Source organism: Pseudomonas sp. TH15, from assembly GCF_016651105.1.
Classification (GTDB): domain Bacteria; phylum Pseudomonadota; class Gammaproteobacteria; order Pseudomonadales; family Pseudomonadaceae; genus Aquipseudomonas.
Genome location: NZ_JAEKEL010000001.1, coordinates 4,804,378 through 4,818,015, shown reverse-complemented (window position 1 = coordinate 4,818,015; position 13,638 = coordinate 4,804,378). Strand labels below are relative to the sequence as shown.

Here is a 13,638-nt window from a genome sequence, read left to right as displayed (position 1 = left end):
CCCCCCATCGATCACTCGATGGAGGGCTTTCGTGCATCAGCAGCCGTCAGGTCAGACCTTAACGATCCAGCCCGCTGGCGCTTCGATGTCGCCGGTCTGTACACCAGTCAGCTCTTTGTAGAGCTTTTGGGTGACCGGGCCGACCTCGGTTTCGCTGTGGAACACGTGCAGGTGATCGTTGTAGCTGATGCCGCCGATTGGCGTAATCACGGCAGCGGTGCCGCAAGCGCCTGCTTCCTTGAAGTCCGACAGTTTGTCGATCAACACGTCGCCTTCGATCACTTCCAGGCCCAGACGCGATTTCGCCAGCTCGATCAACGACAGACGGGTGATGCCCGGCAGTACCGATGGCGAGTTCGGGGTGACGAACTTGTTGTCGTGGGTGATCCCGAAGAAGTTGGCCGAGCCGACTTCTTCGATTTTGGTGTGGGTCATCGGGTCCAGGTAGATGCAGTCGGCAAAGTGCGCCTTCTTGGCTTGGGAGCCTGGCATCAGGCTGGCGGCGTAGTTGCCACCGACCTTGGCCGCGCCGGTGCCTTGTGGGGCTGCGCGGTCGAAGCTGGAGATCAGGAAGTTATGCGGGGTCAGGCCGCCCTTGAAGTAGGCACCGACCGGGATCGCGAAGATCGAGAAGATGAACTCGGGAGCGGTGCGCACGCCGATGTTGTCACCCACGCCGATCACGAACGGACGCAGGTACAGCGCGCCGCCAGTGCCATAAGGCGGGATGAAACGCTCGTTGGCGCGGACCACAGCCTTGCAGGCTTCGATGAACTGCTCGGTTTCCACGAACGGCATCAGCAGGCGAGCACAGCTGCGCTGCATGCGCAGGGCGTTCTGGTCCGGGCGGAACAGGTTGATCGAGCCGTCCTTGCAACGATAGGCCTTCATGCCTTCGAAGCACTGCTGGCCATAGTGAAGGGCAGTCGAGCCTTCGCTGATGTGCAGCACGTTATCTTCGGTCAGGGTGCCTGCGTCCCACTCGCCATTGCGCCAGTACGACAAGAAACGCTTGTCTGTCTTGATGTAGTCAAAACCCAGCTTGTCCCAATTGATGCTTTCGTTACCCATGACACCCTCTATCACTTAACAACCGCCGAAACGGTTCAAGGCTTCTGACGTTTTTCTGGATGGGGACAACAATACTTCATTCCGGGCCTGTTTCGCAGCCCGGACTATCGGCTGATTGGCAGATTTCTTAGGTAGCTCATGAAATTTGCCGCCGATTCTTCATTGTTCAAAATACCTGTGGCGAGGGAGCTTGCTCCCGCTCGGCTGCGAAGCAGTCGTAAATCCTGACAACTCGGTATCCCGGGAAGTCAGCAAGGGGCCGCTTTGCGACCCAACGGGAGCACAAGCTCCCTCGCCACAGTTTGATAGCGTTTACAGGTGCAGCGCATGCCCAAGCGCACGCAACGCCGCTTCCTGCACCGCCTCGCCCAGCGTCGGGTGCGCGTGGATGGTGCCGGCGATGTCTTCCAGCCGGGCGCCCATTTCCAGGCTCTGGCCGAACGCGGTCGACAACTCCGAAACTCCCACGCCGACCGCTTGCCAACCCACAATCAGATGATTGTCCCGACGAGCGACCACCCGCACGAAGCCGGTTTTCGATTCCAGGGTCATCGCCCGGCCATTGGCCGCGAACGGGAAGCTCGAAACGATGCAGTCCAATCCGGCAGCCTTGGCCTCGTCCGGGGTCTTGCCGACCACCACCAGTTCCGGGTCGGTAAAGCACACGGCGGCGATGGCGGTCGGGTTGAACTCGCGGGATTTGCCGCTGATCAACTCGGCGACCATCTCGCCCTGAGCCATGGCCCTGTGCGCGAGCATCGGTTCGCCACTCAAATCGCCGATGGCGTAGACATTGCGCATGCTGGTCTGGCAGCGATTGTCGATCTTGATCGCCGAACCGTTCATGGCCAGGTTCAGCCCTTCAAGGTTCCAGCCCTGGGTGTTCGGCTTGCGACCGACCGCTACCAGGACCTGATCGGTTTCAAGGTTCAGAACGTCGCTATCCGGATCCAGAACTTGCAAAGTATTGTTTGTAGAATCAAATCCTTGAACGCTGTGCTTCAAGTAAAGCTTCACGCCAAGTTGCTTGAGTGCTTCGTGCACCGGTTGAGTCAATTCGGCGTCGTAGGCCGGCAGGATGCGATCCTGAGCCTCGACCACACTGACTTCGGCGCCGAGCTTGCGATAGGCAATCCCGAGCTCCAGACCGATGTAACCGCCACCGACCACGATCAGTCGTTTAGGCACGGACTTCGGCGCCAGGGCTTCGGTAGAAGAGATGATCGGCCCGCCAATCGGCAGCATCGGCAGGTTCACGCTTTTCGAACCGGTGGCCAGCACCAGGTGCTCGCACTGAATCCGCGTGTCGCCGACTTCAACGGTTTTACCGTCGATTACTTTCGCCCAGCCTTGAACGACCTGGACCTTGTGCTTCTTCAGCAACGCGGAAACGCCAGTGGTCAGGCGATCAACGATGCCGTCCTTCCACTCGACGCTCTTAGTGATGTCGAGGGTCGGCGTCGAAACGCTGATGCCCAGGGCCGAATGTTGGCTGTGGTGCTGCGTCTGGTGAAACTGCTCGGCGACATGAATCAGCGCCTTCGACGGAATGCAGCCGATGTTCAGGCAGGTGCCGCCCAACGATTCGCCTTCCACCAGAATGGTCGAAATGCCCAGCTGACCGGCACGGATCGCCGTCACATAGCCGCCAGGGCCGCCACCGATAATCAGCAGCGTGGTGTTCAGAGTTTGCATCACTTACTCCACAAACAAGGTTGCGGGTTGTTCGAGCAAGCCACGAATGGCCTGGATGAATTGCGCCGCGTCCATGCCATCGACCACGCGGTGATCGAAGGAGCTGGAGAGGTTCATCATCTTGCGAACCACGATCTGGCCTTTGACCACCATCGGGCGTTCGACGATTTTGTTCACGCCGACGATCGCCACTTCCGGCAGGTTCAGCACCGGAGTGCTGACGATCCCGCCCAACGCGCCAAGGCTGGTCAGGGTGATGGTCGAGCCGGACAGCTCATCGCGGCTGGCCTTGCCATTACGCGCGGCGGTGGCCAGACGAGAAATTTCCTGAGCGCTGTCCCACAGGCTGCGGGCTTCAGCGTGACGCACCACCGGCACCATCAAACCAATGTCGCTCTGGGTGGCGACGCCGACATGCACCGCGCCGAGGCGGGTGATGACTTGGGCTTCGTCGTCGTAACGGGCATTGATCTGCGGGAAGTCGCGCAGGGCAACGACCAGTGCACGGACCAGGAACGGCAGCAACGTCAGCTTGCCGCGGCTCGCGCCGTGTTTTTCGTTCAGGTGTGTGCGCAGTTCTTCCACGGCGGTGACGTCGATTTCCTCGACATAACTGAAGTGCGCGGCGCGCTGGGTGGCGTCCTGCATGCGCTGGGCGATCTTGCGGCGCATGCCGATCACCGGGATTTGCTCTTCGTCGGTACGCTGGGCGTAAGCGGCGGTAGCGGTCGAGACATTCGACTGACCCTCGGCCAGATAGGCGTCGAGGTCTTCGTGCAGTACGCGACCGGCAGGGCCGGTGCCACGCACCAGACGCAACTGGATGCCGAGGTCCAGCGCATGTTTACGTACGGCCGGGGAGGCAAGCGGACGTTCATCGGCGTCACGGGCAACCATCGGGCCCTGACAAACCGCAGGACGAGGCGCTGCTACGGGCTTGCTTGCAGCTACGGCTTCGACTTTAGGAGGCGCTGCAACCGGTGCTTCTTTAGCAGCAACCGGAGCAGGCTGCGAGGACTCTTTAAAGTTGCCCGCGCCTTCGACTTCAATGCTGATCAGGATGCTGCCAACCGCCATCACTTCCCCCGGCACACCGCCCAGAGAAATGACTTTGCCGTGCACCGGCGAAGGGATGTCGACCATCGCCTTGTCGGTCATTACATCGGCCAGCACCTGATCTTCGACAACCAGGTCGCCGACCTTGACGTGCCACACCGACAATTCAACTTCTGCAATGCCTTCACCAATGTCCGGCATTTTAATAACGTGCGTGCCCATTCAGACCTCCATAACCCGTTTCAACGCCGCGCCCACTCGGGACGGACCTGGGAAATACGCCCACTCTTGCGCGTGCGGGTAGGGGGTGTCCCAACCGGTGACGCGTTCGATCGGCGCTTCCAGGTAGTGGAAGCAATGCTCTTGCACCAACGCGACCAGCTCCGCGCCGAAACCGCAGGTGCGGGTGGCTTCGTGAACGATCACGCAACGGCCGGTTTTCTTCACCGACTTGACGATGGTGTCCAGGTCCAGCGGCCACAGGCTGCGCAGGTCGATGACTTCAGCGTCGACACCGCTTTCTTCAGCGGCCACTTGCGACACGTAAACCGTGGTGCCGTAGGTCAGGATGGTCACGTCCTTGCCTGGGCGGGCGATGGCGGCAACGTCCAGTGGCACGGTGTAGTAACCGTCCGGCACTTGTGCGGCCGGGTGTTTCGACCACGGGGTTACCGGGCGGTCGTGGTGACCGTCGAACGGGCCGTTGTACAGGCGTTTCGGCTCAAGGAAGATCACCGGATCATCGTTTTCGATGGAGGCGATCAGCAGGCCTTTGGCGTCGTAAGGGTTGGACGGCATGACCGTGCGCAGGCCGCAGACCTGGGTGAACATCGCCTCGATACTTTGGCTGTGGGTCTGGCCGCCGTAGATGCCGCCGCCGCAAGGCATGCGCAGGGTCATCGGCGCGGTGAACTCGCCGGCCGAGCGATAGCGCAGGCGCGCTGCTTCGGAAATGATCTGGTCGGATGCCGGATAAACGTAATCGGCGAACTGAATCTCGGCCACCGGCCGCAGACCGTAGGCGCCCATGCCGACGGCGACGCCAACGATCCCGCTTTCGGAGATCGGTGCATCGAACACCCGGGAGGTGCCGTACTTGCTTTGTAAACCTTCGGTGCAACGGAACACGCCGCCGAAGTAACCCACGTCCTGGCCGAATACCACGACGTTGTCGTCGCGCTCAAGCATCACGTCCATGGCCGAGCGCAGGGCCTGGATCATGGTCATGGTGGTTGTGGTCATGGCGGTTTCCAGCTCGATATTGTTGTTGTGGTCGTTCATGTCAGATCCCCAACTCTTGACGCTGGCGCTTCAAGTGCTCCGGCATCTCTTTGTAGACGTCTTCGAACATGGTCGCGGCGCTTGGCGTCTGGCCACCGGCGAGGGTGCCGTACTGCTCGGCTTCTTTCTGCGCGGCGATCACTTCGGCTTCCAGCTCGGCGCTGACGGCGGTGTGTTCCTCTTCAGACCAATGGCCGATTTTCACCAGGTGCTGCTTGAGGCGCGCAATCGGGTCGCCCAACGGGAAGTGGCTCCAGTCGTCGGCAGGACGGTATTTCGAAGGATCATCGGAGGTGGAGTGCGGGCCGGCGCGGTAGGTGACCCATTCGATCATGGTCGGGCCAAGGTTGCGGCGCGCGCGTTCGGCGGCCCAGGCAGAGGCGGCATAGACCGCGACGAAATCGTTGCCATCAACCCGCAGCGAGGCAATGCCGCAGCCGACGCCACGACCGGCGAACGTGGTGGCTTCACCACCGGCAATTGCCTGGAAGGTCGAAATCGCCCATTGGTTGTTGACCACGTTCAGGATCACTGGCGCCCGGTAAACGTGGGCGAAGGTGAGGGCGGTGTGGAAGTCCGATTCGGCGGTAGCGCCGTCGCCGATCCAGGCCGAAGCGATTTTAGTGTCGCCCTTGATCGCCGATGCCATGCCCCAGCCCACACCCTGTACGAATTGGGTGGCAAGGTTGCCGGAAATGGTGAAGAAACCGTGATCGCGCACCGAGTACATGATCGGCAACTGACGGCCCTTGAGCGGATCGCGCTCGTTGGACAGCAGTTGGCAGATCAGGTCCACCAGCGGCACTTCGCGGGCCATCAGGATGCTTTGCTGACGGTAGGTGGGAAAGCACATGTCGTCGATGTTCAAGGCCAGGGCCTGGGCGCTGCCGATGGCTTCTTCGCCGAGGCTTTGCATGTAGAACGACATTTTTTTCTGACGCTGGGCGACCACCATGCGGTTATCGAAGATCCGCGTCTTGAGCATGGCGCGCATGCCTTTGCGCAGGATCTCGACCGGGACGCCTTCAGCCCACGGACCGAGGGCATTGCCCTGGTCGTCGAGCACGCGAATCAGGCCTTTGGCCAGATCAGCCGTGTCGGCCGGTTCAACGTCGATTGGGGGTTTGCGCACCGTACCGGCATCGGTCAGACGCAGGTAGGAGAAGTCGGTTTTGCAGCCTGGGCGGCCCGATGGTTCGGGAACGTGCAACTGCAGCGGTTCATACGCTTGGTTCATGGCTTCTACGCTCGATCTTGTGAATTTCTTGTAGTGAGCTGGCAGTCCTTCCACGGGTGATGGAAATCTTGTCCTACAAACATCATAGGCCCGGTGCAGGAGAATATTTCTCTCTGTTTCGTTGCGTTGGCGGTCATTTGAGGATAGAAATTCTGCATAAACAAAAATAACAGGTGGTTTTGTCTCATGCGCAAACTGGACCGTACCGACATCGGCATTCTCAACAGCCTTCAGGAGAACGCCCGCATCACCAACGCCGACCTCGCACGCTCGGTCAACCTGTCGCCGACACCGTGCTTCAACCGGGTCAAGGCAATGGAAGAATTAGGGCTGATTCGTGAGCAAGTCACGCTGCTGGACGCCGACCTGCTGGGGCTGCATGTGAATGTGTTCATTCACGTCAGCCTGGAGAAGCAGGTGGAAGAGGCGCTGGCGCATTTCGAAGAAGCGATTTCGGATCGCCCGGAAGTGATGGAGTGCTATTTGATGGCTGGCGACCCGGATTATCTGATCCGGGTGTTGGTGCCGACCATTCAGTCGCTGGAGCGCTTCATGATGGACTTCCTGACCAAGGTGCCTGGCGTCGCCAACATCCGCTCAAGCTTTGCGCTCAAGCAAGTGCGCTATAAGACCGCGCTGCCATTGCCGGCGAATGGGTTGACCCTCGGGGGCTAAGCGAAACTCTGTGGGAGCGTTCACAGTTTATTAACGGGGATCTTTAGGTACGTCACGCCGTTATCCTCGGCCGGCGGCATATTCCCCGCCCGCACATTCACCTGAATTGCCGGCAGCAACAGATTCGGCATCCCCAACCCGGCATCGCGCTGCGTCCGCATGGCGACGAACGCCGCCTCTTCAACGCCGTCGTGCACATGAATGTTGCTTTTACGCTGCTCACCCACCGTGGTCTGACATTCAGGCTCGCGCCCCTCAGGCGGGTAGTCATGGCAAACGTAGAGCCGCACGCCAGCCGGGAAGGCCAGCAGCTTGTGGATCGAGGCGAACAACTGGTTGGCATTGCCGCCCGGAAAGTCGCAACGCGCGGTGCCGACATCCGGCATGAACAGTGTATCGCCCACCAGAATCACATCGCCGTCGATCAAATACGCCATGTCTGCCGGGGTGTGGCCGGGCACGTGCAGGGCCGTGGCCTTGAGGTTGCCAATCATGAACGATTCGTTCGGGGCGAACAGGTGATCGAACTGCGAGCCATCCACACAAAATTCCGGCTCCAGATTGAACAGGGTCTTGAACACGCCCTGGACCTTGCTGATCGACTGCCCAATCGCAATCTTCCCGCCCAGTTCCCGACGCAGATACGGCGCGGCGGAGAGGTGATCGGCGTGAGCGTGGGTTTCCAGCAGCCATTGCACCTGCAACTGCTGTTCGCGCACGAAAGCGATGATTCGGTCGGCCTGGACAGTCGCGGTTCGCCCGGCGGCCGGGTCGTAATCGAGCACCGTGTCGACAATCGCGCAGTACCCGCCAGCCTGCTCGTAGACAACGTAGCTGTAGGTCGACGAGGCGGGGTCGAGGAAGGCTTCAATCAGCGCGGGCATGGGAGGCAAACCTGTGAAAAAGGTGGAAAGACAGTAACCGGTTGCAACACTTTATGTTTACACATAATGTCTGCAGCTTAAGTGACGTCGAAGGCATCCTGCAAATGCAATCCAGTCTGACCGAATGTGAAGTCGCCCAATTGCGGGCGTCGGCCTCCAAAGCTTGCGCGCTGCTCAAGGCTTTGGCCAATGAGGATCGCTTGCTGATTCTCTGCCAGTTGACCCAGGGCGAACGCAACGTTGGCGAACTGGAAACCATGACCGGCGTACGCCAGCCCACACTGTCCCAACAGCTGGGCATTTTGCGCGATGAAGGCCTGGTCGCGACTCGCCGTGAAGGCAAATACATTTTCTATGGCCTGGCCAGTCATGAAGTGATTCAGGTAATGAAAACGCTGTCCGGCCTGTATTGCGGGGCGGTTCTAAAAAGTTGGGCCGACCCTGTACCTGTCAGTTAAAGGAGGCACGGTGAGCACCCTACTTGTGGCGAGGGGGCTTGCCCCCGTTCGGCTGCGCAGCAGTCGTAAATCCAGGCGACTCGGTTGACCTGAATAAATGAAGGGGCCGCTTCGCGACCCAACGGGGGCAAGCCCCCTCGCCACAGGGTGTTTGCCAGACTTTGATACTCAATTTAACTGATGGGTATCGGGCCCGAACCCGGCTAAATGCGTGTAGCAGTAAAAAAGGGAACAACCTATGAACGATCAACACTGGGGCCCAACCATCAGTGCAGACATCGTGGTGATAGGCGGCGGCACGGCAGGGATTGGTTTTGTCGCCAGCCTGCTTAAGCGCGATCCGTCGTTGAACATCACCGTTATCGAACCTAGCGCCCAGCATTACTACCAACCGGCCTGGACCTTGGTCGGCGGTGGTGCCTACTCGGTGGAAGACACCGTACGCCCGATGTCCAGCGTCATGCCGCGTCAAGCGACCTGGCTGCAAGCCGCCGTCACTGAAATCGCGGCTGACAAAAAACACCTGACCCTCGACGACGGCCGTACGGTCGGCTATCAAAACCTCATCGTCTGCCCCGGCCTGCGCCTGGCCTGGGAGAAGATCGAAGGCTTGCAGGACGCCCTCGGCCAGCACGGCGTGACGTCCAATTACAGCTACCAGCACGCGGCCTACACCTGGGAACTGGTCAAGGGTTTGCGCGGCGGCAAGGCGATCTTCACCCAGCCACCGATCCCGATCAAATGCGCCGGAGCGCCGCAAAAGGCCTTGTACCTGTCCTGCGATCACTGGTTGAAAAGTGGTGTGCTGAACAAGATCGACGTCGAGTTCAACCTGGCCGGTGCCGCGTTGTTCGGTGTGCCAACGTTCGTGCCGCCGCTGATGAAGTACATCGAAAAATACAACGCACGGCTGGCCTTCACCTCCAACCTGATCAAGGTCGACGGCCCGGCAAAAACCGCATGGTTCGAGATCAGGGACGCCGACGGCAACGTCACCCGCGAGGCGAAAACCTTCGATCTGTTGCACGTGGTACCGCCGCAGGTTTCGCCAGACTTCATCGCACACAGCCCTTTGGCCGATGCGGCCGGCTGGTGTGAAGTCAATCCGCACAGCCTGCAGCACCCGCGTTATCCCGAGGTCTTCGGCCTGGGCGATATCTGCTCCACCAGCAACGCGAAAACCGCTGCCGCCGTGCGCAAGCAGATTGTGGTGGTGGCCGAAAACCTGCTGGCCCTGCGCAAGCAACAGCCGCTGCCGCTCAAGTACGACGGCTATGGCTCGTGCCCGCTGACGGTGGAAAAGGGCAAGGTGATCCTCGCCGAGTTTGGCTATGCCGGTAAGTTGCTGCCGACCTTTCCCTTGGACCCGACCGTAGCCCGTCGTTCTGCGTGGTGGCTGAAGGCGAGCCTGCTGCCGTGGTTCTACTGGAACGGCATGCTCAAGGGCCGCGAATGGCTGACTGCCCTGTCCAAGGTCGATTGAGAGAACCCTATGCTGCTGGCAAGTTTTTTTGGTGTGCTGATGGGCCTGGTCCTCGGTTTGACCGGGGCCGGGGGCGGGATTCTGGCGGTGCCGGCGTTGGTACTGGGGCTCGGCTGGACCATGACCCAAGCGGCGCCGGTCGCATTATTTGCGGTGGGTAGCGCGGCGGCGGTCGGTGCCATCGATGGCTTGCGCCACGGTCTGGTGCGCTATCGTGCGGCGCTGTTGATCGCCTTGCTCGGCGCGGTGTTTTCGCCAGTGGGCATCTACTTTGCCCATCAGATGCCGGAAAAAATCCTGATGATCCTGTTCAGTCTGCTGATGGTCATGGTGGCCTGGCGGATGCTGCGCCGCGAACGTCAGGAGGAGGGCCCGAACGACCACGGCCACGCCAACTGGGGCCAGAAGAACTGCATGCTCGATCAACAGACCGGGCGTTTTTCCTGGACCGCCAAATGCACCGCGACCCTGGCAGCCCTCGGCGCGGTGACCGGCGTGGTGTCAGGATTGTTGGGCGTGGGTGGCGGCTTTCTGATCGTCCCGGCGTTCAAGCAACTGACCGACGTGCAGATGCGCGGGATCATCGCCACGTCGTTGATGGTGATCAGCCTGATTTCCGTGATTGGCGTTATCGGCTCGTTCCACGCAGGCGTACGCATCGACAGTCAGGGGGTGGCGTTTATCGTTGCCAGCGTTGTCGGCATGATCATCGGGCGCAAGCTGTGCGCGCGAGTGCCGGCGCGGGCCTTGCAGGTGGGGTTTGCCAGTGTCTGTCTGGTGGTGGCGGGGTATATGTTGTTACGGGCGTGAGTGTGGGCAAGATCAAAAGAGCGCAGCCTTCGGCAGCTCCTGCATGGGAATACGATTCCTGTAGGAGCTGTCGAGTGAAACGAGGCTGCGATCTTTAGGGCTTTACAACACCAAGTGCGGTAACCACAGGGAAATGGCGGGAATGTAAGTCACCAGCATCAACACCAGGAACAACACCGCGTAAAACGGCATCAGCGCTTTCACTGTGCTCTCGATACTCACTTTTCCCACCGCTGAACCGACAAACAACACCGCGCCCACCGGCGGCGTTATCAGCCCGATCCCCAGGTTAACCAGCATGATCATGCCGAACTGCACCGGATCAACGCCGATGCCGAGAATCACCGGCATCAGAATCGGCGTGAGGATCAGGATCAGCGGCGCCATGTCCATCACCGTGCCGAGCAATAGCAGCATGACGTTGATGCACATCAGGATCACATAGCGGTTGTCCGACAGGGTCAGGAACAGCGTGGTGATTTTCGCCGGGATCTGCATCAGGGTCATGATGTAGCCGAAGCTCGCGGCGAAGCCGATCAGGATCATCACGATCGAAATGGTGCGCACGGTGCGGTGCATCAGTTTCGGCAGTTCACGCCATTTGTAGTCACGGTAGATGAACATGGTCACGAAGAACGCCCAGAGCACCGCAATCGCTGCCGATTCTGTGGCAGTGAAAATCCCCGAGAGAATCCCGCCGAGGATGATCACCATCGCCATCAGCCCCCACAGCGCTTCGCCGCAGATTTTCAGCGCCTCGCGCAGCGGGATGACTTCGCCTTTCGGATAGTCGCGTTTGCGCGCGAAGATCAGGCACAGCACCATCAGGCACGCGCTCATCAACAGGCCCGGCACGACGCCGGCCATGAACAGCGAAGCAATCGAAACGGTGCCACCGGCTGCCAGCGAATAGAGCACCGAGTTGTGGCTCGGCGGTGTCAGCAACGCTTGCACCGAACCGCTCACGGTCACCGCCGTGGAGAAGTCGCGTGGATAACCCTTGCGCTCCATTTCCGGAATCAGCACCGAGCCTACCGATGCGGTGTCGGCTACCGACGAACCGGAGATTGCGCCGAAAAACGTCGAGGCCATGATGTTGACCAACGACAGACCGCCACGCACGAACCCGACCAGCACGCCGGCAAATGCCACCAGCCGGCGCGACATGCCGCCCTCGGCCATGATCGCCCCGGCCAGCACAAAGAACGGAATCGCCAGCAGCGAGAATTTGTTCACCCCGCCCGCGACCTGAATCATCAGGGCCTGGAACGGGATGTCGATCCACCACGCACCGATCAGCGCCGACAGCCCGAGGGCGTAGGCGACAGGCATGCCCATCAGGATCAAAGCGATAAAACTGCCCAGCAGAATCAATGCGTCCATCAGGCAGCCCCTTCGTTTTCTTCAACCATGTCGAACCGCACAACCCGACGGTTGCTCTGGTCGCCGAACAGCAGTTTTTCCACGACAAAAATCAGCGTCAGCGCGCCGCCCAGCGGGATCGGCATGTAAGTGATGCCCACGCGCAACGTCGGCAGGGCGCTCATGAACTGGTTCCACGTCGAGGCGCACAGCTTGGCGCCCCAGATCGTCATGAACAGGCAGATGGTGGCCATTAATAATTGCGAAACGATGCTCATGGTTTTGCGCAGATTCGGTGGCAAACGGTCGGTGACCATCGCCACCGCCATGTGGGCACCTGCGCGGTAACTGGCGGCGGCGCCGATGAAGGTGAAGACCATCATCAGCAAGATAGCGGTGGGCTCCGGCCAACTCGAACCGGTGCCGAGGGCGTAACGGGCAAACACGCCCCAGGGAATGATCAGGGCGATGGTCAGCACGGACAGGCCGGCGACCCAGATGCAGGTCATGTACAAGATGTCGTTGAGGCGCAGCAGCGAATTCTTCATCGGGTTCCACCGTAACCGGGCGGACGCGGGCGTCAATGCACGCCAGCGCCGCCGGGCCTTTCGTTGAGGGTCGGGAGGGTTACTGAACGGCTTCGATGCGTTTGATCAGGTCGGCGTAAGGCGCGCCGTATTTCTCGCGAATCGAGGCGGTGGCCTCGTAGAAGGGTTTCTTGTCGACGGTGATGAACTCGACGCCTGCGGCTTTGAGTTTTTCCTCGCTGCTGGCGGATTTGGCATCCCACAGCACGCGCTCCTCTGCCTGCGCGGCCTTGGCGGCTTTCTTCACCAGCGTCTGCTGATCGGGGGTGAGTTTTTCCCAAGTGATTTTCGACATCACAATGGGCTCGGGCAGGATCAGGTGCCCGGTCAGGCTGTAGAACTTGGCGTTCTGAAAATGGTTGTGTTCAAGCAGGGTTGGCGGGTTGTTTTCCGCGCCGTCGATCACCCCGGTCTGCAAGGCGCTGAAGATCTCGCCGGTGTCCATGGCAATGCCGTTGCCGCCCATGGCGTTGATGGTCTCGATGAACATCGGGTTGCCTTGCACGCGGATCTTCATGCCCTTGAGGTCTTCAAGTTTGCGCACCGGTTTTTTGGTGTAGATATTGCGCGTACCGCCGTCCATCCAGGCCAGGGCCACCAGGCCGAATTCGGAGTTGCTGATCTTGTCGAGAATCGCATCGCCGACTTCGCCATCGATCACCGCACGCATGTGCGCCTGATCGCGGAAGATGAACGGCATGTTGAACACGTTCACATCCGGCACCACCGGGCCGACGATACCCAGGCTGACGCGGGTCATCTGGATCGCGCCGACCTGCGCCTGCTCGATGACTTCTTTCTCCGAACCGAGCACGCCGCCCGGGAAATACTTGAAGGTGAGTTCGCCATTGGTTTCCTTGTTCAGGGTCTTGCCCATACTCTCTTCAGCGACCACGGTGGGATAACCGGCGGGATGCACATCGGCGAATTTGATCTCCAGCGCCTGGGCGGCACTGGTGAAGGTGAAGGCCAACGGTAGAGCGACGGCGAGCAAGGTGCGTTTGAAGTCCATGGGGTTCTCCAGTCTTGTTATTGTTGT

The 13,638-nt window shown here is 60.2% G+C and carries 13 protein-coding genes; 4 read left to right on the top strand and 9 right to left on the bottom strand.

All coding sequences use genetic code 11. The features are described from left to right. Positions 1-51: 51 nt before the first annotated feature. The 5 genes from JFT87_RS21730 to JFT87_RS21710 form a co-directional block, all read right to left on the bottom strand. The gene (locus JFT87_RS21730) at positions 52-1,071 is read right to left on the bottom strand and encodes a branched-chain amino acid aminotransferase (RefSeq protein WP_201204451.1); all 1,020 of its coding nucleotides are present in this window, start codon (positions 1,069-1,071) and stop codon (positions 52-54) included. A 312-nt stretch (positions 1,072-1,383) separates the two neighbouring features. Then, positions 1,384-2,766 carry a dihydrolipoyl dehydrogenase gene (gene lpdA, locus JFT87_RS21725; protein ID WP_201204449.1) on the bottom strand — a complete coding sequence of 461 codons (1,383 nt, stop codon included), beginning with the start codon at positions 2,764-2,766 and terminating at the stop codon, positions 1,384-1,386. Positions 2,767-2,769: 3 nt separating this feature from the next. Further along, positions 2,770-4,044: a dihydrolipoamide acetyltransferase family protein gene (locus JFT87_RS21720; protein ID WP_201204447.1), complete on the bottom strand. Its 1,275-nt coding sequence runs from the start codon at positions 4,042-4,044 to the stop codon at positions 2,770-2,772. Then, entirely contained in the window at positions 4,045-5,103 is a 1,059-nt protein-coding gene (locus tag JFT87_RS21715; RefSeq protein WP_201204445.1) for an alpha-ketoacid dehydrogenase subunit beta, read from the bottom strand. Position 5,104: 1 nt separating this feature from the next. Then, positions 5,105-6,340: a 3-methyl-2-oxobutanoate dehydrogenase (2-methylpropanoyl-transferring) subunit alpha gene (locus JFT87_RS21710; protein WP_201204443.1), complete on the bottom strand. Its 1,236-nt coding sequence runs from the start codon at positions 6,338-6,340 to the stop codon at positions 5,105-5,107. A 186-nt stretch (positions 6,341-6,526) separates the two neighbouring features. Between JFT87_RS21710 and bkdR the strand changes: the two genes are divergently transcribed. Next, positions 6,527-7,015 (top strand): Bkd operon transcriptional regulator BkdR, encoded by a 489-nt coding sequence (gene bkdR / locus JFT87_RS21705; RefSeq protein WP_169368978.1) that lies wholly within the window; start codon positions 6,527-6,529, stop codon positions 7,013-7,015. A 20-nt stretch (positions 7,016-7,035) separates the two neighbouring features. Here the strand turns inward: bkdR and JFT87_RS21700 are convergent, their stop codons facing one another. After that, a complete protein-coding gene (locus JFT87_RS21700; RefSeq protein WP_201204441.1) occupies positions 7,036-7,899 on the bottom strand; it encodes an MBL fold metallo-hydrolase in 864 nt (287 codons plus the stop codon). A gap of 104 nt (positions 7,900-8,003) precedes the next feature. Here JFT87_RS21700 and JFT87_RS21695 point away from each other — a divergent pair, with 104 nt between their 5' ends. From JFT87_RS21695 to JFT87_RS21685, 3 genes are all read left to right on the top strand, one after another. Further along, positions 8,004-8,357 (top strand): ArsR/SmtB family transcription factor, encoded by a 354-nt coding sequence (locus JFT87_RS21695; protein WP_201204439.1) that lies wholly within the window; start codon positions 8,004-8,006, stop codon positions 8,355-8,357. A gap of 238 nt (positions 8,358-8,595) precedes the next feature. After that, entirely contained in the window at positions 8,596-9,840 is a 1,245-nt protein-coding gene (locus JFT87_RS21690; protein WP_201204437.1) for an NAD(P)/FAD-dependent oxidoreductase, read from the top strand. Positions 9,841-9,849: 9 nt separating this feature from the next. Continuing rightward, positions 9,850-10,650 carry a sulfite exporter TauE/SafE family protein gene (locus JFT87_RS21685; protein WP_201204436.1) on the top strand — a complete coding sequence of 267 codons (801 nt, stop codon included), beginning with the start codon at positions 9,850-9,852 and terminating at the stop codon, positions 10,648-10,650. 102 nt (positions 10,651-10,752) lie between these two features. Here the strand turns inward: JFT87_RS21685 and JFT87_RS21680 are convergent, their stop codons facing one another. The 3 genes from JFT87_RS21680 to JFT87_RS21670 form a co-directional block, all read right to left on the bottom strand. Next, complete coding sequence (locus tag JFT87_RS21680; RefSeq protein ID WP_201149147.1) at positions 10,753-12,033, bottom strand: TRAP transporter large permease; 1,281 nt, start codon at positions 12,031-12,033, stop codon at positions 10,753-10,755. After that, on the bottom strand, positions 12,033-12,560 hold the full coding sequence (locus JFT87_RS21675; protein WP_201149148.1) for a TRAP transporter small permease: 528 nt from the start codon (positions 12,558-12,560) through the stop codon (positions 12,033-12,035). Before JFT87_RS21675 ends, JFT87_RS21680 begins: the two co-directional genes overlap by 1 nt. A gap of 79 nt (positions 12,561-12,639) precedes the next feature. Further along, on the bottom strand, positions 12,640-13,611 hold the full coding sequence (locus JFT87_RS21670; protein WP_201204435.1) for a TRAP transporter substrate-binding protein: 972 nt from the start codon (positions 13,609-13,611) through the stop codon (positions 12,640-12,642). Positions 13,612-13,638: the final 27 nt, after the last annotated feature.

Coding starts and splice junctions, on each gene's coding strand:
- JFT87_RS21730 (WP_201204451.1), bottom strand. CDS start 1,071: ATGGGTAACGAAAGCATCAATTGGGACAAGCTGGGTTTTGACTACATC.
- lpdA (WP_201204449.1), bottom strand. CDS start 2,766: ATGCAAACTCTGAACACCACGCTGCTGATTATCGGTGGCGGCCCTGGC.
- JFT87_RS21720 (WP_201204447.1), bottom strand. CDS start 4,044: ATGGGCACGCACGTTATTAAAATGCCGGACATTGGTGAAGGCATTGCA.
- JFT87_RS21715 (WP_201204445.1), bottom strand. CDS start 5,103: ATGAACGACCACAACAACAATATCGAGCTGGAAACCGCCATGACCACA.
- JFT87_RS21710 (WP_201204443.1), bottom strand. CDS start 6,340: ATGAACCAAGCGTATGAACCGCTGCAGTTGCACGTTCCCGAACCATCG.
- bkdR (WP_169368978.1), top strand. CDS start 6,527: ATGCGCAAACTGGACCGTACCGACATCGGCATTCTCAACAGCCTTCAG.
- JFT87_RS21700 (WP_201204441.1), bottom strand. CDS start 7,899: ATGCCCGCGCTGATTGAAGCCTTCCTCGACCCCGCCTCGTCGACCTAC.
- JFT87_RS21695 (WP_201204439.1), top strand. CDS start 8,004: ATGCAATCCAGTCTGACCGAATGTGAAGTCGCCCAATTGCGGGCGTCG.
- JFT87_RS21690 (WP_201204437.1), top strand. CDS start 8,596: ATGAACGATCAACACTGGGGCCCAACCATCAGTGCAGACATCGTGGTG.
- JFT87_RS21685 (WP_201204436.1), top strand. CDS start 9,850: ATGCTGCTGGCAAGTTTTTTTGGTGTGCTGATGGGCCTGGTCCTCGGT.
- JFT87_RS21680 (WP_201149147.1), bottom strand. CDS start 12,033: ATGGACGCATTGATTCTGCTGGGCAGTTTTATCGCTTTGATCCTGATG.
- JFT87_RS21675 (WP_201149148.1), bottom strand. CDS start 12,560: ATGAAGAATTCGCTGCTGCGCCTCAACGACATCTTGTACATGACCTGC.
- JFT87_RS21670 (WP_201204435.1), bottom strand. CDS start 13,611: ATGGACTTCAAACGCACCTTGCTCGCCGTCGCTCTACCGTTGGCCTTC.